General features: G+C 40.4%; 21 protein-coding genes. 19 read left to right on the plus strand and 2 right to left on the minus strand.

Annotated elements, in window-relative coordinates; all coding sequences use genetic code 11:
* The first annotated feature begins 202 nt into the window (after positions 1-202).
* The 5 genes from HYQ67_RS09610 to HYQ67_RS09630 are packed head-to-tail and all read left to right on the plus strand — an operon-like array spanning position 203 to position 5,782.
* On the plus strand, positions 203-2,314 hold the full coding sequence (locus HYQ67_RS09610; RefSeq protein ID WP_202303478.1) for a tail fiber domain-containing protein: 2,112 nt from the start codon (positions 203-205) through the stop codon (positions 2,312-2,314).
* Positions 2,315-2,370: 56 nt separating this feature from the next.
* Positions 2,371-2,835, plus strand: coding sequence for a phage tail tube protein (locus HYQ67_RS09615; protein ID WP_202303479.1), 465 nt, complete (start codon positions 2,371-2,373; stop codon positions 2,833-2,835).
* 52 nt (positions 2,836-2,887) lie between these two features.
* Positions 2,888-3,187, plus strand: a complete 300-nt coding sequence (locus tag HYQ67_RS09620; RefSeq protein WP_202303480.1) for a hypothetical protein — start codon at positions 2,888-2,890, stop codon at positions 3,185-3,187.
* Between the two features lie 32 nt (positions 3,188-3,219).
* Positions 3,220-3,585, plus strand: coding sequence for a hypothetical protein (locus HYQ67_RS09625; RefSeq protein ID WP_237391177.1), 366 nt, complete (start codon positions 3,220-3,222; stop codon positions 3,583-3,585).
* Entirely contained in the window at positions 3,572-5,782 is a 2,211-nt protein-coding gene (locus HYQ67_RS09630; protein ID WP_202303481.1) for a hypothetical protein, read from the plus strand. Before HYQ67_RS09625 ends, HYQ67_RS09630 begins: the two co-directional genes overlap by 14 nt.
* 11 nt (positions 5,783-5,793) lie before the next feature.
* Here the strand turns inward: HYQ67_RS09630 and HYQ67_RS09635 are convergent, their stop codons facing one another.
* Entirely contained in the window at positions 5,794-6,273 is a 480-nt protein-coding gene (locus HYQ67_RS09635; RefSeq protein ID WP_202303482.1) for a hypothetical protein, read from the minus strand.
* 94 nt (positions 6,274-6,367) lie between these two features.
* On the opposite strand from HYQ67_RS09635, the gene HYQ67_RS09640 reads away from it, so the two are divergent.
* The 7 genes from HYQ67_RS09640 to HYQ67_RS09670 are packed head-to-tail and all read left to right on the plus strand — an operon-like array spanning position 6,368 to position 12,452.
* A complete protein-coding gene (locus HYQ67_RS09640; protein ID WP_202303483.1) occupies positions 6,368-6,925 on the plus strand; it encodes a hypothetical protein in 558 nt (185 codons plus the stop codon).
* Complete coding sequence (locus HYQ67_RS09645) at positions 6,925-7,548, plus strand: DUF2163 domain-containing protein (protein WP_202303484.1); 624 nt, start codon at positions 6,925-6,927, stop codon at positions 7,546-7,548. The genes HYQ67_RS09640 and HYQ67_RS09645 overlap by 1 nt, the downstream gene beginning before the upstream one ends.
* The gene (locus HYQ67_RS09650; protein WP_202303485.1) at positions 7,548-7,949 is read left to right on the plus strand and encodes a DUF6950 family protein; all 402 of its coding nucleotides are present in this window, start codon (positions 7,548-7,550) and stop codon (positions 7,947-7,949) included. Before HYQ67_RS09645 ends, HYQ67_RS09650 begins: the two co-directional genes overlap by 1 nt.
* Positions 7,942-11,145 (plus strand): phage tail tip fiber protein, encoded by a 3,204-nt coding sequence (locus HYQ67_RS09655; protein WP_237391178.1) that lies wholly within the window; start codon positions 7,942-7,944, stop codon positions 11,143-11,145. The genes HYQ67_RS09650 and HYQ67_RS09655 overlap by 8 nt, the downstream gene beginning before the upstream one ends.
* 45 nt (positions 11,146-11,190) lie before the next feature.
* Positions 11,191-11,487 (plus strand): hypothetical protein, encoded by a 297-nt coding sequence (locus HYQ67_RS09660; RefSeq protein WP_072134409.1) that lies wholly within the window; start codon positions 11,191-11,193, stop codon positions 11,485-11,487.
* A gap of 1 nt (position 11,488) precedes the next feature.
* Positions 11,489-12,145: a hypothetical protein gene (locus tag HYQ67_RS09665; RefSeq protein WP_202303486.1), complete on the plus strand. Its 657-nt coding sequence runs from the start codon at positions 11,489-11,491 to the stop codon at positions 12,143-12,145.
* 40 nt (positions 12,146-12,185) lie between these two features.
* Entirely contained in the window at positions 12,186-12,452 is a 267-nt protein-coding gene (locus HYQ67_RS09670; protein ID WP_061349461.1) for a hypothetical protein, read from the plus strand.
* 38 nt (positions 12,453-12,490) lie between these two features.
* Here the strand turns inward: HYQ67_RS09670 and HYQ67_RS09675 are convergent, their stop codons facing one another.
* A complete protein-coding gene (locus HYQ67_RS09675) occupies positions 12,491-12,940 on the minus strand; it encodes a glycoside hydrolase family protein (protein WP_202303487.1) in 450 nt (149 codons plus the stop codon).
* A gap of 40 nt (positions 12,941-12,980) precedes the next feature.
* On the opposite strand from HYQ67_RS09675, the gene HYQ67_RS09680 reads away from it, so the two are divergent.
* The 7 genes from HYQ67_RS09680 to HYQ67_RS09710 all read left to right on the plus strand — a co-directional run bounded on the left by HYQ67_RS09680 (position 12,981) and on the right by HYQ67_RS09710 (position 17,434).
* Entirely contained in the window at positions 12,981-13,430 is a 450-nt protein-coding gene (locus HYQ67_RS09680; RefSeq protein ID WP_202303488.1) for a GIY-YIG nuclease family protein, read from the plus strand.
* 4 nt (positions 13,431-13,434) lie between these two features.
* Entirely contained in the window at positions 13,435-13,995 is a 561-nt protein-coding gene (locus tag HYQ67_RS09685) for a hypothetical protein (protein ID WP_202303489.1), read from the plus strand.
* On the plus strand, positions 13,992-14,303 hold the full coding sequence (locus HYQ67_RS09690; protein ID WP_202303490.1) for a hypothetical protein: 312 nt from the start codon (positions 13,992-13,994) through the stop codon (positions 14,301-14,303). The genes HYQ67_RS09685 and HYQ67_RS09690 overlap by 4 nt, the downstream gene beginning before the upstream one ends.
* A complete protein-coding gene (locus tag HYQ67_RS09695) occupies positions 14,300-14,590 on the plus strand; it encodes a hypothetical protein (RefSeq protein WP_000579857.1) in 291 nt (96 codons plus the stop codon). Before HYQ67_RS09690 ends, HYQ67_RS09695 begins: the two co-directional genes overlap by 4 nt.
* An 18-nt stretch (positions 14,591-14,608) precedes the next feature.
* Positions 14,609-15,406 carry an abortive infection system antitoxin AbiGi family protein gene (locus tag HYQ67_RS09700; protein ID WP_202303491.1) on the plus strand — a complete coding sequence of 266 codons (798 nt, stop codon included), beginning with the start codon at positions 14,609-14,611 and terminating at the stop codon, positions 15,404-15,406.
* A gap of 53 nt (positions 15,407-15,459) precedes the next feature.
* Positions 15,460-16,185 (plus strand): class I SAM-dependent methyltransferase, encoded by a 726-nt coding sequence (locus HYQ67_RS09705; RefSeq protein ID WP_202303492.1) that lies wholly within the window; start codon positions 15,460-15,462, stop codon positions 16,183-16,185.
* Between the two features lie 502 nt (positions 16,186-16,687).
* Positions 16,688-17,434, plus strand: a complete 747-nt coding sequence (locus tag HYQ67_RS09710; RefSeq protein WP_202303493.1) for a MipA/OmpV family protein — start codon at positions 16,688-16,690, stop codon at positions 17,432-17,434.
* The last annotated feature ends 10 nt before the right edge of the window (positions 17,435-17,444 follow it).

Genomic DNA, 17,444 nt, shown 5'->3' on the forward strand with positions numbered 1-17,444 from the left:
AGCGGATTCACGTTTGAATTCAGGACTAAAATTTCTTCGTTTCATTGGTGCACCTGTATTGTTCTGAGGTGAGCATATCACCTCTGTTCAGGTGGCCAAATTCAGTAAACCACTTCATACTCAATTATCCGGCGATAAGGATCAGGTAGTTACCAAATCCTATACCTTCACACCTGCTGATGTAGTTGCCCGTGTAATGACAATGGCTGCACTTCTTCCTGTCTATCAGGGGGATTACGGCGTAGGTGCTAACACTACTGGTATACCACAGTACGCACCAGTCACACCAACGGGTAACAGCTTTATCAAAGTACCGTCAACACAACAGGGTAATCCTGCTGGGGCCGACATGATGGGCATAGGGCTTGTTGATGGTTCGAGCGTTGCTGAATTTGCGATGACAAAAACAGGCACACTAAGTCTATTCGCAAAAAACGCTACTACGGCATGGACTCGTATCTACACGGCTACACAGATGGACGCACGTTATGTTCCTCTCACGCGAACCGTCAACGGTAAAGCACTAACGGCAGACATTACATTAACCAGTACTGATACAGGTTCTGTACCCGTAGAGCGTACCGTAAATGGTCATGAGCTATCCGACGATGTAGTACTGACAAGTTCAGATACAGGAAGCGTACCGGACACCAGAACGATTAACGGGCAAGTACTCAGCCATGATGTAGTACTTTCTAAAGATGATATTGGTCTTGGTTCCGTTACCGACGATGCACAGTTAGCGATCAGTAATAACCTTTCTGACCTTGCTGATAATGAAATTGCTCGTACTAATCTGAATGTGTATTCGAAAGAACAAATAGATAGCGATATTGATGAGGTTAATAATTCAATTAATACATTAACTACTCATGTTAATACAGATTTTGTTCCTAAAACAATTACAGTAAACGGTCATGCATTATCATCCAATGTGACAGTAACTAAAGCCGATGTTGGTTTAGGTAACGTTACTAATGACGCACAGCTAAAGATCGCAAGTAATCTTGCAGACCTTAATAATATTGTCACTTCCCGTACTAATCTCGGTTTAGGTTCCCTTGCAGTACAGAACGCTAACGCTGTCGCAATCACAGGCGGCCAGGCGACGTTATCGACCTTAACCCTTTCTACTGCATTACCCCTAACGAGTGGCGGCACTGGTGCGGCTACAGCAGCGGCGGCAAGAGCAAATCTTGGACTAGGCACTGCTGCGACTGCAAATGTTGGCACATCTGGCGGTACAGTACCTTTGCTTAACGCTACCAATACATGGGATGGTGCTCAAACTTTCACAAATACAATTCAGGGCAATGTCTCGGGGACCGCAAGTAACGTTACTGGAATTGTATCGATAGACAATGGCGGTACTGGCGGTGCAGATATACAATCTGCACGAACTAATTTAGGACTAGGTGAAACACAATTAGTTAGTTTTGGACGCGTTACTACCAATGTACTAAGTGATAGTACTGCTTCTGGTGGGCAGCTAGTTTCAAATCTTTCTAACACATCGGGTCAACTAAGAGGTCAAGGTCGGTTTTATTTTGAAGCGTATGCAAATGATCGATCTGCCTCTGTTTTGCATACTTCAGGTACTGATGGTTCGAACAAATACTGGCAGTTCTTTAATGACGGTTCAACAAATTTCCCTGGCGATATTTACACCAGTAACATTAATATATCAAACGCAATAACATCGGGTGGAACCGTACAGAGTTATAACTTCGTTTCGAAGCGGTCAGCGGGTGATTTCATTCGTCATGATAGTACAGGGAAAGGGGGTAGTTATATTCTCAGTACAGATGATGGGATAAATCAGTGGTATTTGGGCCGCGGATCGAATGGCCTGGATGATGTAACCTGGTCATCATATATTTACGGGACAGCTGTCCAATTAAAAACAGATCGTTTCGTTTCTAACAAATTTATGAGTGCTCCGGCATTTACACCGACTTCGGATGCACGAATTAAAACTGAACGAGTGGTAATGGAACATGCACTAAGTAAATTAATAAAATTGCAGGGATATGAATCATATACACTTACTTTCGATGCTAATAATACCTTTGTCACAGGAGGATTACTTGCACAGGATGTTCAGAAGGTTATGCCCAGCGTAGTACGTGATGGCGGTGGTACGGGGATGGATGCAGAAGGTAATATAGTAGATAATCTTCTTACATTAGATTATAACGCTCTTTCCGCATTATTCGTAGAGGCCATTAAAGAGCTTAACTTAAATATGCAGGTTCAACAATCACAAATTGATGATCTTAAAGTATTGGTACAATCACTAATCGATAATAAATAAATATAAAAGGGTGACAGGACGTTGCCCGATTAAACTTATATAAGGATATAAAAACTATGGCTATGGATATTTTTTCTGGTGCTAATATTACTGTAGAGGTAGGTTCTGCGGGTTCTACCGTTGCTACTGATTTTGCAGAAGTACCAGAGGTGAATACCTTCACTACTTCTGGTTTTGAAAGTACTGTAATTAGTGTTAAAACATTTAACTCAGCATATGACCGTAAACTATTGGGTACTAAATCTATCCCTGATATTTCACTTGCGGTTAACTATCTTGCAGATAACACAGTACACCAAAAATTAGAACAACTGGCAGATGATCAAAAACGTTGCCAAATCAAACTAAGTTATTTTGAAGATGCTACTAAAGAGAATGGCTTCTATGTGATTTATACATGCTTTGTCTCAAGTACTACCATCGGTGGTGACAAAGACGAAGTAGTGACTAAGACATTTACAATTGCTGTAGATGGGGCTGCTATCGATTCAGGTCTAATCACTACTGATACTGGTGAATAAAAAATAAATAAAGGGAAGGTATTGTACTTTCCCTTTTTTATTGGAGAAACAAATGAACTTAAACCAGCTTATGAAGAAACTACAGCCAGTACTACAACCATACGAAATAGCCGGTGAAACTATCTATATTCATCGTCCAAATGGTAGAGACTTTGCAAAATGTACTGATGTCGCACAAACACTAATCCTATGTGCGAAAGATGAAAATGGTGATCCTATCTTTTCAGACGAAGATATTGATGGACGCATTAATGTAAACAGTATTGATTTTGTCATTCAAAATGAAATCTATGCAGCAATTATCAAACTTGTAAATGATTCAAATCCTACGGATGAAGTAGAAAAAAAGTAAGAGGTGATATCGAATTAAAGTACTTTTGTAAGATGGTTAACAAAAGAGGCTTATCACCAGAAGAGTACTTTAGCTTAGATCCTGAAGTACTCAATATGCTAATGATCTACGATACTTTTATTGAACCGTCCGGTATTCAGATCGAAATGATGAAACATGCGTACCAGTGTTATTACACTACTATCAGTAATGGTAACTTAACACCAGCAGCAAGAAAAAGTATAAAAATAGCTGATTTCGATTTTCTGGATGTACTCGGTGACAGTACTAAAACTACTGCTGAAAAAGAACAGGAACGGAAAGAGAAATCAAAAGATAAACAATCCAGTGATATTAAATCAATAGGAGAGTTAATTAAGACTCAAGTTTTAGGGAAGAAACAGAATGGCAAAGAATAATGTAATCCGTGTAGAAATTGACGGTGATTCCGGTGGCTTACAGCGTGCTTTACAGCAAGGTACTGAAGCAGTAGAAGAATTTGGTGGTAAGGCTGGCGGTGTAGTTGAAGAGTTCACAGGCCGCTTTAGTGGGATGGCTGGCGGGTTCAGTACTGCTATGACTGGCCTTGCAGGTGCTGCGGCTATTGGTATTGGTGGACTTGCTGCACTGGTACAGTCTTCACGTGAGTATGTTCGCGAGATGAATGAAATCAGTAAAAGTACAGGTCTATCAGTAGTACAGCTACAACAGCTATCATCGGCGTTTAGTGGTCTTGGTCTTGAAATGGATAAGTTTGGAGACTTTAACAAGGATACTTTAGATAAACTCGGTGATGCCTTTCGTGCTGGCGGTGGCGTGTCTGATGATTTAAAAGAGTTTGGCCTGAATCTACAGGACTATAACAAGTACTTGAAACAAACTGATGGCGGTATGAAAGCCGTTATTCATACGTTTTATGCTATGCGTGACGCGGGTAAATCTCAGGGTGAAATTGTCAACGTAATGGAAACATTAGCAAGTGATTCATCTCATATGATTAGTACTTTACAGCAGTTCAATAATGAAGCAGATGCAACTGCATATATCCAGCAACAGAATGCCGATGTTACTAATGAGGCAGCCGAAAAGTACGCCGAATTTGATAAGAATCTAACTAAGCTAACCACTAATATCAAAGGTACTATCGCCGATGGTCTTTCACCTTTAGTTGATGCAATGAACGGTGTATATGATGCCGCCAATCAAAAGCCACATGAGGCGGGATTATTTGAGGATCTTAACCAACGTATAAAGGAATCCAAAGGTAGTCTACAGGATATGTTAGATATCTGGGAGAAGCTACGCATGGCGGGGGCGTTAAACTATCAAGGTGCAGCCCTTCATACTGGCTCTATGGATAACGGCAAGGGGAACCAGTACGCCGACGCTAAAAAGAATCTTGAAGGTCTGGTGAACAACTTTCAGAATGATATTGCTACAGTGACAGCCCCTAAAGGTGGTTGGGTAGATCAGGGCAAACAGCGTGAAGATGCACAGAAGAAAGCCGATCAGCTACGTAAGCAAGCAGAACAAGCCCAAAAGCAGGCCGATGCAAAACGCCTACAGGCTCAACGTAATTTAGAAACTGCTCTTGCTCAGGTTGGGGAAGATGGTTTTAAAATACGCCTACAGCAGTTTGACAGACAGCAAAAGGCACTTCTTAAAACGATTGCTGATTCAGCTAAGGTACTCGGTATTAATCCTGATGAAATGCTAAAGAATGCTAATACTTCCGGTGCTAAACAACGTACTGATCTAATTAATTCTATGGTTGGCTATTCAGATCCAAATCAAGGTCTTAAAGATACTAATTCTCTAATTGGTTCTGGATTGCTAAATGATCAGCAGAAGGTGTACTTATCACAACAGCAAAATCAGCGTATCAATGGTGGTAATCCATTTGCTTATGATGATACGGATCAACGCTTGAATGATAATCAGGACGCGATGAATGCTGAATTAGCACAGAATGATTTACTGTTGAAAGGTCATGAAGACTACGAAAAGCGTAAGGCTCAGATAACAGCAAAGTACAATGCTCAGGCCATTGATATCAGTAACCAGAACGCACAGCAACAGCTCACAATCTTCTCAGATACTGCACAAAACCTTAGTGGGGCGATGGTGGCTGCATTTGGTGAATCGTCGGGTGCAGCCGAAGCGGCATTCATGGTTTCACGTGGGATCACGATAGCTCAGACAGTACTAAGCATTCAATCCGCACTTGCACAGGCACTTGCTACGCCGTGGCCTCAAAACCTTGCGAACTATGCACAGGTAGCCTCTCTTGGATTGAGCATTATCAGTACTGCAAAAGGTGCTGATGCGGGGCAGTTCCACGGTGGCGTAGATGAGCTACCAGCCGGGTATGATAATAAATCATTCGTACTGAAAGCCGGTGAGCGTGTCGTACAGCCAGAAGCCAACAAGAAACTGACTAAATTCCTTGATACTCAGGACAAAGGCGGTAGTACTGCTGGTGACATCACCGTTAACGCTCCCTTAATCATTCAGGGTGACGTTGCAGGTGATGACAAGAAATTCAATGAGATGTTGAAGAAACACGCCAACAGCGTGACACAGGCAGTAAGAAGCAGTCAGAGACGTAATACTTAAAATCTATCTTCTCAAGGGCTTTTAGTCTCATTTTCAAACTTAGATGAAAGAGCAATAAGAGAGTTATAAAGATTGTTGTACTCACTTCGTAGAATTTTAACTTTATTATTAGGTAGTGGTTTAATAAATGTCAATTCCAAAGAAAGTGTTCTTAATCGTGTGAGGGAATGATAACTTTTTACTACAGAGTTTAATTCATCTTTTGGCAAGAACGATAACTTATCTAATTGTGAATAATAAACTTCATCGTGAAGATTAGTCGCGACGAATGTCATTTTATCAACTGCTTCTTTGTCATCTTCAGGAAGAGGAATACAAATATCTACTGTACCAAGAGCATAAGATTCATCGCCACCTGTTGACAGAGCTAAGAGGTTATTATTGATCTCACTCAGAAATATAACTCTCAGTTTAAAGGTCTGATCAGAGCTATCTCGTATTTTGTCATAAGCGTTGCAACCTAATTGGGCGATGAACAATAGCATTGCCATTATTACAGATGCAGCCTGCCAGTTTAAATTGCAAAAAAATCTAACTACGGGTGGTTTAATATAAATACGATAATAAGATCTTAGAGGTATCAAAATGGCATCCTTTTCAAATCAAATAAAAATAACAAACTTCCAGATTAAAAGTACTGAACCTGTCTATTCAAATCAGACATGGACGGGCCAACGTATCATGAGAAGTACGGGTATTCAATACTATGAGATTCAGTTTCAGTTAAGTTTCAATCCTGTCAGTGTTGGCGAGGTTCAAAACTTCCTTGCTCAGTACTCACAGGGTAAGCCTTTTACTTTTTCTCTTGGATTGTTGAGTACGTACAGAGGCACACAAACGGGATCGTTAACCAGTACTGCACTTGTTAACAAAGGCAACAGGGTAATCAATACCAGTAATAATTCTCTAGCGGTAGGTGAATGGATTCAATTTACTAACCACAATAAAATCTATCGCATTATAGAACGCACCAGTACATCAATTACTATTTTTCCTGTCTTACAAAATACAGTACAGGCAAGCGAGATTATTAAATATAACAATCTGATGATCGAAGCAGTACTGGACCCTGATAATGAATATACATTACCAGTCGGTAACATAATGAATATAACATTTAAGGCAACGGAGAATATTACATAATGAATGATGCAGTTTTTACTAATGCCAATCTATTGAAGTACTGGAAGTTAGTTAAAGGTACGACGAAAACACGATTAACATTAATGGATGTAATGAGCTTGGGTGTACAGGTAACTTGCTTTGATGTACTGCCAAAAGGCACAAATGGATTTCACTGGACTGATTCACTTATAGATATCAATTTGGATGGTTATCAATATATTAGTTTCCCCGATATTATCAGTGGTTCACATCCTTCCTATTCAGAACAAAAGGGCATCACGAATGATGCTATCAACTTCAAAGTAAGTAATGTGATTCAATCAGTACGTGCTCTTGCATTAGGTGGATTTCTTAAAGATGCTCAGATGAATATCAAATTAGTAATCTTGAATCCATATGACAGTACTGTAATCGATTCAATGCTTATGTTCTCAGGATTCATTGATTACGTTCAGGCAGTAGCAGACCCAAATCAGAAAACTAACGAAATGACGATATACGTTAACAGTGTATATAAAAAGCTAGACCGGCAGCCAGCCTTAATTGCTGCTAACTCAGTATATCAATCTTACTACAAAGGTGATGAGTACTTTAGTCTGTTAGGGCAAGTTAATCAAAATCAAAACTGGAAATACAAATAATGAAAAACCTACACAATGAAATTATGAATGTCATTCAGTACGCCATTGATAACCCGTATCGATTCGGTGATAACGATTGCAATATTATTGTATTACGTATTATTGATTTAATTAATGGTACAACGCAATTAGCAAATCGTGAATATACAAGCGTACAGGAAGGTATAGCAGGTCTAAAGGCTGAAGGATGGAATCATACAGGGGAGATAGTTGAACAGTACTGTAACCCCGTACAGGTCGTTATAGACGGTGATATATGGCTAGATCCTGATAACCCTTTAATTATGGCAGTGGTTGTATCAGGTCGAGTACTTGGAGTGAATGAAAACCATGATGGTTTTGAACTTCATCCGAAACCAACGAAGGGAACATTTTATAGAGTAAGGAAACACAATGGGTAAGAGTTTAGGGGGCTTCTTTGGAGCTATCATAACTGCGGTAATTGTCGCGGCAGCCGTTTACTTTACTGGCGGTACAGCACTGGCTGCTATCGGTTGGGGTGCTGCTGCGGGAGCTGCTTCACTGGTGGCTACATCAATGTTGGGGCAAATAGGCGTAAGTGGTTATGGGGATGTGTCGGACTCACTAAGCCGTAGTACTTCTCCGACGACGGGATTACCTGTTATCTATGGTGGTGAGTTACCGCATAAAAACGGGGTATCAGGCGGTTCATACGTACTGACAGGTTCAATTGTGTCATGGTACAACGTACCGAATAGTGATTCTCAATATCTCTTTTCAGAACAGGCTGTAGCATATGCGGGTACTGAAAAGAATATTCTCCAGATTTATATCGATAACGAACCAGTCTTAGCCGTACCAGTTACACAAGATGGCATAGTACCGAAAGCCAGTATTGCGGCAAAGTATCAGGAATTTCTGCAATTAGAAGTACGCTTTGGTGGTGATTATACCAGTACTAAAACGTTAGCTACTGGATATGCAGGGCCAAAATGGACTGATAAATTTCTTGGTAAAGGCATTGTTAGTATCAGTACGGTTATCAAGAAAACACAGAAATCATTAGAAAATAACATTCTCGTTAATGATCAGTTTGCTTTGACCGTTGAAATGAAAGGGCAACGTATTTTTGATTTGGTGGATGGCAGTATTAAAGCAAGTAGTAATCCACCGTCAATTATTTATGATTACTTAACAAATATGACGTATGGGATGGGTATTGATCCCGCATTAGTTAATCTTGATACCTTCAAAGAAACGGCAGCCTATTGTGATGCTTTCGAGTACTACGCGAATGGTGCTATCAGTTATCAATCAAGCTATAAAGAAAACATAGAAAATATCTGTCAATCATTTGGCGGTATTATGTATGTTCACGCCGGACAGATTTGTATTACGACAGACCGTAAAACAGTGTCAGTAGCGTCATTTAATGAATCTAACATGGTCGGTGCGGTACAGATTTCAACCAGTGGCGGGACTGACTACTTCAATGTGGTTGATTGCAAATTCACTAACCCTGAATCAATGTACACCACGGATGTAGTACGTATACCTTCAGATATCACCGTTGATGAAGCCGTTCGGCAAGACGGGCAGGTAATCGCACTCAGTCGTGATTACAGTTGGTCATATGATCCTGATGTCATCGCTAAGATGGCAAACATTGATGTACTCAAGGCAAAGTATGCTTTACGTACTATCAGCTTTACCACGTCCGAAGGATGGGATCTCAAGGTATGGGATGCTATCAATGTCAGTAATGCCGAATTGAATATCTCAGATAAATTTAAAGTACTGAACAAGGACATAGCCACCGATCAAGAGAACGTAGGCTATGTAACGCTAACCTGTGTGGAAGCCCCTGACCAGATGTATGACGGTGTAGATCCGGGCATATGGTCGCCGGGTGGTGTGATTAACTTCCCTGAACTTACTGTTAAGGCACCAACGAATCTACAGGCAGTACGTAAGGGCAACACTACCAGCGGTTCTATCATTGATTTGACCTGGACGGCTTCAGAAGATCCGTACCTACGGGGCTATTATGTTTACTACAAACTTCACAGTGCCAGTACATGGACATATGCGGGGCAAACGGGCGTACAGAAACTTGATTATGAATTGTTCGGATTGTCTGACACTGCAAGCTATGACTTTGGGGTAGAGGCGTATAACAATCTTGGTCTTGTTTCACAGCGTGTAACCCTTAACGGGATAGTACCGACTTATAACTTTGCTTTACCTTCCGTAACTGGCGTAGTACTGGCAAATCGTACTGAATCAGCTTTAGTGACCGATGCACCTGATTTTAATATTGCATGGGATTCACAGAAGAACTTAATCGTTAATGGTCGCTCATTTTCTGATTACTTTAAGTACTACATCATTAAAATCTATAACGGTACAACCCTTGTAGATACTTTCTATACGCAAAGTAATAGTTTCAATTTCGCTCTTGCGATGAATCGTTTAAAAGTACGTAAACCAACTATTGGTATTATCGCACAGGGATTTAATGATGGAACGTATTCACAGGAAGTGAAAATTACAGTAGAAAACAAACAATGTGGATTAGTACAAGGCGTATCATTCACTGGTGGTTTTGGTAATTTATTTGCTTCATGGACACAATCAACTGAACGTGATTATGCTGGTGCTGTTATCAGTATTGTTAACGGGAATACCAGCCGATTGTTTACCAGTTATGCACCTGAATTCGATTCAGTACCAAACATCGTTGATGGTGAATATAAGGTTAAGATGGGATTCTTTGATGTATTCGGCACGGACAATATTCAGTACTGTCCAGAGCAGACGATTAGTATTAACAGCAAATACCAGTTCACTGAAGAGGATGCAGATGCGATAAACGGTATTCTTGATCTCGATGACCGACTAACAGAGACGTTAGAAAACTCCGTCAATGAATCGAACGAGTACACCAATACCCGTGTTGATACATTGAAAAACACCGTAGACGGGAACACGGCAAGTATCGGTACGCTTACACAGACAGTAGCAACTAACAACACAGCACAATCACAGGCCGTCACACAGCTACGTAGTGATGTGAACGGGCAGATAGCTACCGTTAACCAACAGATGAGCACAAAGGCAACTGCAAGCACAGTAAACAGCCAGTACTCTCTATCCGTAAATGCCAATGGTACAGTTGCAGGCATCCGGCTAGTTGCTTCTCAGGGAACAAGTAACAACAGTGCTATCTATTTTGCTGCGGATAAATTTATCGTTAGTGGAAGCAGTGCGGCGACCGTGGGCGGTACTGCACCGTTTGCTATCGTGAATGGTACTACTTATCTGAAAACCGCAATGATTCAGGCGGCGAGTATCGGTACTGGTTATATTGCTGATGCCGCGATTACAAACGCGAAGATAGCTAACTTAAGCGTGAATACGGCTAAAATCGCTGATGCAACCATTACTACGGCGAAGATAGCCAGTACTATTCAATCAACTAACTATGTTGCTAACTCTACAGGCTGGCAAATCAATAAAGCCGGAACCATTTTGATTAATGGTAGTGGCGGTACTGGTCGTATGGTTATCAGTAATAACATCATTCAAATCTATGATAATAATAATGTGTTACGTGTACGTATGGGCTTGTGGTAATAAACAATAAGGGGATAACTTCCCCTATAACTTAAAGGATTTAAAATGGCACAAGGATTACAATGCTGGAATAGTGCAGGGGTATTAGTAGTAGATCTCGGTGATTATAATATGCGGTACATGGGTACTTACTCAATTACTGCTACTACTGCATCAAGTTATACTGTTACCGTACCCGGAATGAAAACAACAGGGTGGATTGCCTATTACGCACCATCTACGGATGTTTTTAATGAGTGGTCTGTTATTTGTAATAATGGTTCAATGACTATCATTTATCTACCAACGGGATCACCGTTTGCTGGTACGTATAGTTTCAACGTATATAAGTGGACGGTGTAATATGTCAGGTTTTGAAGTTTATAATTCTGCGGGTGCTCTGACGATTGACAGTACTAACAAGTCAATTCTCACAGGTGCTGTTAAGGCAATGGGTACACTGACTGATCAGGGGTACTACACTGGCTTTACGTGTGCTTTTGGTAATGGTGGTGCTCTTGGTTTCTTGCCACTTGCAACTATCGTGAACAGGAACACTACGCAGTACTGGTTTCAGATACAGAAAGATGGTGGCTGGTGTTTTCCCGGTGCTGAGTTGTTTCAGCCGGGGATAGGGCGATTTATGACGAGTACGCACACTGCAACGCCTACGTCTGGTTATCTCGATGTGTTTAATGCTTCTGGTACTTTGATATGGTCTGCTGCATCGGCGGCTACCATGCCCCGTATACAAGGTTTCTTAACTGTACCTGCTGCTACGGATTTGAGTACTGCAATCACAGTAACAAGCCCTGTTGCTAATCCCTGGTTTTGCTGGTCACAATGTCCGGGTAACTTAAGTGATGACGGGGAAACAATCGGTTATTCGGGAATAGTTATTCGACGTAATAGCAGTACTTTATTCAGCTTGCAGTACGTTTCAAAGAACCAGAAAACATATCGTCAGGCAATGGGTAACAATGGCTTTCAAATCGCTTTAGCTACTTTCACCGGATATTAACAATAAATATCATTATAAGAATAATAATAAGCGAGACAATATGGACATCGGTACAATCTTAGCTCTTATTATTTCTGGTTGTGTTCTGCTATACACAATATTCCGCGACAATACAAAAGATACTGATGGACTACTTACACGTGTTTCAGAACTTGAAACGAAACAGGCAGTACAGGAAAGTAGTATGGTGCGTATCGAAGCTGATCAGAATAAGATGCGTGATGCTTTAACTAAACTTGAAAACCAGATTCATGATCTGGATGTGAAAATTGAAAAAATCATTACCATTCTTGAACAGAAACAATAAGAAGAAAGGCGATAGTACATAATGCTATCGCCTTTTTGTTATTTGTTGGTTAGTACTGCAATCATTGCATCAACACGATTAGGTGTTTGTTTATACCATAATGAATCTTTGGCCTGTCTGATGGCTTCAGGATAATCTTTGATTTTAAGGGCTGCTAACATCTTTTTGAATTTATGTACCCCGCTTAAACCTAACTGGAACATCATAATAACCATGAAGTCACGCCAGTCTGATGGAAGCCATATATCTAAAGTATCAAGGTTATGCTGTGCGATCATAATGTCATGATCCAGTAGTTCATCTGCTTCAGCTTCAGTAATGCCATTTGGGTATGACTCACCATGTGTTAGTAATCTTCCATATCCAATAGTTGGGAAGCCCAAACTATCTTTATATGTCCAAAATTTGCCATCTTTGAAAGTGCCTATTTTGGTTTGATAAGCGATAGTACCTTCATATTCTTTTAATCTGTCTTTTAAATTACTCATTAATAAATACCTATAATAAATCTATATAGGGATATTTATTGTGAGAATTAATAAAGCATGGGAGATGTTCGATACTGATATGTGGAATATGTCAGAAGTCACTGATGGGGATTACGTTTCATTCATCTACATTATTCAGTTTCCAGATACTGGCGAGTACTATTTCGGTAAGAAGCAAATCTATAAAAAAGTACGCGACATAAAGTACTTAATGTCTACTTCAGTTGAATCGAACTGGCCTGATTATACGGGTAGTAGTAAGTGCGTTAATGAAATGATTGATGCCGGAATGCCATACACTAAAAAGATTTTGTACTGTGTTAAATCTGACGCAGAAGCAACGATTTTAGAAACAGCATTGATTAGCTATTTTGGTTTACATCCCGACTGTTTGAATAAAGCAATTATGTGTAAAGCACGATTACCAAAGAACCGTCTAGATTTATTTAAAGTACTGCAAGATCTAATTGATATGTTGAGTGTGAGGTAAATACATGACAAGAATAACGGGTATAGATAACGCCACGAACTATATACAAACAACAGGAACGAAGTTAGGTAAACAGTTCCAAGATGAAATCATTAAGCGTTCAAGAGTATTATCTATGAAAGTACAGGCAGATATGAACAATGCCGTAGACAAAGGTGCAGTACCTTTCACTCAACGATCAATTCTATTCTTTTATAAAAAACGGGGTAGTGGGGTTACAGCTACAATCATGGTCAAAGATGTTCAGGCACAGTACTTATATGGTGTATTGGCTGAACAAAAAGCCATTGATAAATTTGTACCGACTTCAAAAGCAAGACTAACGAAGCAGGGTAACATTAGTGGTCTGAAAAAGAATTTATCAAGTGGGCGATACAAGATTGTCAAAGGTAAGAACGGAAAAGAACGATTAATAGATACTACTCAAAAGAAAAAACAAAAGCGTGTAATCGGTCTACGGGAAAGCAAACGCCGTAAACTAATTTATGATTTCTATCAGGAAGTGAATGATGGTGTGATTTTAGTAATGAGTGGTATACAAGGAACATTCAAGGTAACAAGATGAATTTTGATGAACATTATGGTGAACTAACCAGTGAAATTAAACTTGATGGTAATACACCAGAGGCTAATAGTAAGCCTATTCATAAATGCTTTCTTGGTAATAAGTTCAAGAAGATACTAAAGAGTAAACAGATTAATATCGAGCATTTTATGAATGTTTGCTATGAGAAAAAACAAAATATAACGGACGATTCAGTACTTACATGGTCACTACAAGGTGACCAGATGGATGTGTACGTAATCGAACATAAAAAACTATTCGTTAAGGGAAAACACTTTTGGGTGTATTGCGTGGGGATCATTGAATGATTGGAATGATAATTGATTTAATCAAAACTGGAGTAGGTTTCTTCCAGAAGAAAGAACAAAGTAAGCAAGAGCTGGACGCACAGAACAGCCATGAACAGAACCAGATCACACTTGAAGAAACGCGTAAGGGCTTCACTTGGCGACAGGGCTTAGGATGGGTACTGACGTTCATCATTCTATGGAACTATGTCATTGTGCCAGTACTGGCCCTGTGTGGTGTAGTACTCCCCATTGTTCCACTTGATGAGATATGGAAAGTACTGATAATATTGATTGGTGGGAGTTAAATACTTAAGAAGATTTTTATGATAATTAAACCGAAGGCTGAGCTGCATCATATTGAAAGAAGTCTGTATCCAAGTACAATATTTCATTTTACAGACGAAATTGACTCACTCCAAAATATTTTAAGTTCAGGGTATTTTAGAGCATCTTATGCTAAAGAGGTTATTATTGGCCCAAAATCCCGACGTCGATTTGGCATCCCGATGGTTTCTTTTTGCGATATAAGGTTATCACATTTGTATGAACACACTCGTAAGTATGGATACTTTGGGCTAGGTTTAAAAAAACGTTGGGCTATTGAGAAGGGTCTAAATCCAGTAAGCTATTTGAATAGTAATTGTACTATGTTTACATATTTTAACGAACAGCTTAAAGGTATGAGTAGAGAGCTAAGAGAAATTGATTTATATGATGATCATAAAGTAGCAAAATTAAGGTATAGAAATTTCTTGAATGTTATGCGATACATGAAAAATTACGAAGGGGAACTTGAAAGAAAAGGAGAGGTGACTAAAAATTATAGGTTTGCTAATGAAAATGAATGGCGATATGTTCCCGATATCAAAGAAAAAATAATTCCAGCAAAAGTAATTGATGATGTTGATATTGAATGGAAAATTAAAGCTAATGAAAAATTGTGGAAATCAGATAGTTCACGCCTTTATTTCTCCTTGAAAGATATTAATTATTTGTTAGTGCCTAGCGAAAGTGCAGTGGCAGAGTTAATTGATTATCTAGGTGAGATTATTGAAGGGGATGATTTTACATATTTGATATCAAAGATATTCATTTCCAAACATATTTTTAGCGATCTCTGATTTTATGCTGATTTTTATAAATACCTGCATATTAACGTATGCGGGTATTTTTTATGGCAAGAATTACAAAAAAGGAATCAGGATTACACATACAGGTGATGGATCTAGTCTACTCAGATAAACAACTGACTCAAGATGATAAAGAATTCATCTTCAATAACTACAAAGGTGACGGTATCGGTGCTACCGGTGCTTTCTTCACTCCCGAAATGCTAGCGTGGGATTTCATTCTTGATGCTGGGTGTAGTGGTGACTGTATCGAACTATGTGCCGGGATTGGTCGCCTTAGCTACTACCAGTACTTAAGGAATAAGCCAACGCATATTACATGTGTTGAACTGAATCCAGAGTACGTAATGATTGGGAAGAAGGTACTTCCAGAAGCTGAATGGATATGTGGTGACGCTCTTCAGTACTCACCAGATCGATTCTATCGTGTTGCCTATGGCAATCCACCATTCGGTAAGATCAACACGTCAGAGGCGTATACAGGCCGTTATAAGGGCAGTGAATTTGAGTACAAGGTGATTGAACATGCCAGTACATTTTCATCCTATGGCGTATGGATAGTACCGCAAGGTTCAGCAGGGTTTCAGTACAGCGGCGTACATTGCTATGAGCGTAGAGAGTCACAGAAGTACAAAAAATTTGTTGATAGTACTGGATGGTCGTTTGAACCGGGTTGTGGGGTTGATACGTCGATTTACCGTGACGAATGGAATGGTACGAACGTCGTGTGTGAGGTGGTTACGGTTGATTATGACGGTGCAAATATTTGATAATTAGTATTATTTTCTCAAGAAAAAGAAACTCTAAAAAAAGGAAAACTAGATTTTTCACGAATTTTTGAATGTTCCCATTGATTGAGATATGCGTCCTTTCGTTTTTAGCACAGGTTAGAGAGCCGAAGGTAATAGTAATGGGGGCTCCCGGAAGACGTATTCTGAGTACAGCAACCCTTATGCCAACTTCTCTGTCGTGGTGCTCACGGGACTGTCGTCAGAGGAATTCACCTTCTTCAATAAAGCGTAGATGGCATTTGCAAAACTTGCATACGGTCACTGCCCAATTTCAATGACATATCAATAACTCATCCAAATAAATCTGCGCGGTGGCTAAGCGCTTTCATACGGACGTCACAAAACTGACAACCTGTCGTCATGCTCGTCCGTGATGGTATGTTGTTTGAATGTTAACTAAGGTCGGTAAAAAATTTTGGATACGCAGCGGGGGCGGTTACACTGCCAGCGCTGATTATTTGGTTAAAGGACTTAATGGATTGTGAGCAAATTCAAAATTCTGGCATTAGGGGCTTTAATTGCCTCATCTTTTCCGGCAGCCCATGCCGAAGGCCCGTGGTCACTCGGTGCGGCCGTTCTGGTCACCCCAAACCCCTATAAAGGCGATCAGGACCGTGTTTACCCGGTACCGATGATTGGTTATGAAGGGGAAGACTTCTATCTGCGCGGTTTTAACGCGGGCTACTACCTGTGGAATGACAAAACCGACAAACTCTCTGCGGTTATCTACTACGACCCGCTGCACTTCAGACCGAAAGACAGTAACTATCGTAACCTGCGCGCGCTGGATAGTCGTAAAGCGACGATGATGGCCGGTCTGTCCTACGTACATAATACCGAATACGGTTTTCTGCGTACCGTACTGGCCGGGGACGTGCTGGATAACAGCAACGGGATCAACTGGGATACCGCATGGCTGTACCGCTACAACGCCGATCGCCTGACGCTTACGCCGGGCATCGGTGTGCAGTGGAGCAGCGAAAACCAGAACGAGTATTACTATGGCGTCAGTAAGAAGGAATCCAGCCGTAGCGGCGTAAGCTCTTACGACCCGGGTAACGGCTGGTCGCCGTACGTCGAGCTGTCGGTGAACTATAAGCTGACCGACGACTGGAACGTGTTCGGTATGGGCCGCTATATCCGTCTGTCTGACGAAGTTAACGACAGCCCGATTATCGACAGGCAGTGGACCGGCGTATTGCTGACCGGAATAACCTACAGTTTTTGATGGTGCAATT

The sequence above is a fragment of the Dryocola clanedunensis subsp. sulfonylureivorans genome (assembly GCF_016756775.1).
Taxonomy (GTDB): Bacteria; Pseudomonadota; Gammaproteobacteria; order Enterobacterales; family Enterobacteriaceae; genus Dryocola; species Dryocola clanedunensis.

What these genes read in the sequence shown, in the direction of transcription:
- HYQ67_RS09620 (WP_202303480.1), top strand. Translation starts at nt 2,888, where the DNA reads ATGAACTTAAACCAGCTTATGAAGAAACTACAGCCAGTACTACAACCA.
- HYQ67_RS09625 (WP_237391177.1), top strand. Translation starts at nt 3,220, where the DNA reads ATGGTTAACAAAAGAGGCTTATCACCAGAAGAGTACTTTAGCTTAGAT.
- HYQ67_RS09665 (WP_202303486.1), top strand. Translation starts at nt 11,489, where the DNA reads ATGTCAGGTTTTGAAGTTTATAATTCTGCGGGTGCTCTGACGATTGAC.
- HYQ67_RS09610 (WP_202303478.1), top strand. Translation starts at nt 203, where the DNA reads ATGGCTGCACTTCTTCCTGTCTATCAGGGGGATTACGGCGTAGGTGCT.
- HYQ67_RS09660 (WP_072134409.1), top strand. Translation starts at nt 11,191, where the DNA reads ATGGCACAAGGATTACAATGCTGGAATAGTGCAGGGGTATTAGTAGTA.
- HYQ67_RS09690 (WP_202303490.1), top strand. Translation starts at nt 13,992, where the DNA reads ATGAATTTTGATGAACATTATGGTGAACTAACCAGTGAAATTAAACTT.
- HYQ67_RS09640 (WP_202303483.1), top strand. Translation starts at nt 6,368, where the DNA reads ATGGCATCCTTTTCAAATCAAATAAAAATAACAAACTTCCAGATTAAA.
- HYQ67_RS09670 (WP_061349461.1), top strand. Translation starts at nt 12,186, where the DNA reads ATGGACATCGGTACAATCTTAGCTCTTATTATTTCTGGTTGTGTTCTG.
- HYQ67_RS09615 (WP_202303479.1), top strand. Translation starts at nt 2,371, where the DNA reads ATGGCTATGGATATTTTTTCTGGTGCTAATATTACTGTAGAGGTAGGT.
- HYQ67_RS09650 (WP_202303485.1), top strand. Translation starts at nt 7,548, where the DNA reads ATGAAAAACCTACACAATGAAATTATGAATGTCATTCAGTACGCCATT.
- HYQ67_RS09675 (WP_202303487.1), bottom strand. Translation starts at nt 12,940, where the DNA reads ATGAGTAATTTAAAAGACAGATTAAAAGAATATGAAGGTACTATCGCT.
- HYQ67_RS09635 (WP_202303482.1), bottom strand. Translation starts at nt 6,273, where the DNA reads ATGGCAATGCTATTGTTCATCGCCCAATTAGGTTGCAACGCTTATGAC.
- HYQ67_RS09705 (WP_202303492.1), top strand. Translation starts at nt 15,460, where the DNA reads ATGGCAAGAATTACAAAAAAGGAATCAGGATTACACATACAGGTGATG.
- HYQ67_RS09700 (WP_202303491.1), top strand. Translation starts at nt 14,609, where the DNA reads ATGATAATTAAACCGAAGGCTGAGCTGCATCATATTGAAAGAAGTCTG.
- HYQ67_RS09655 (WP_237391178.1), top strand. Translation starts at nt 7,942, where the DNA reads ATGGGTAAGAGTTTAGGGGGCTTCTTTGGAGCTATCATAACTGCGGTA.
- HYQ67_RS09645 (WP_202303484.1), top strand. Translation starts at nt 6,925, where the DNA reads ATGAATGATGCAGTTTTTACTAATGCCAATCTATTGAAGTACTGGAAG.
- HYQ67_RS09685 (WP_202303489.1), top strand. Translation starts at nt 13,435, where the DNA reads ATGACAAGAATAACGGGTATAGATAACGCCACGAACTATATACAAACA.
- HYQ67_RS09630 (WP_202303481.1), top strand. Translation starts at nt 3,572, where the DNA reads ATGGCAAAGAATAATGTAATCCGTGTAGAAATTGACGGTGATTCCGGT.
- HYQ67_RS09695 (WP_000579857.1), top strand. Translation starts at nt 14,300, where the DNA reads ATGATTGGAATGATAATTGATTTAATCAAAACTGGAGTAGGTTTCTTC.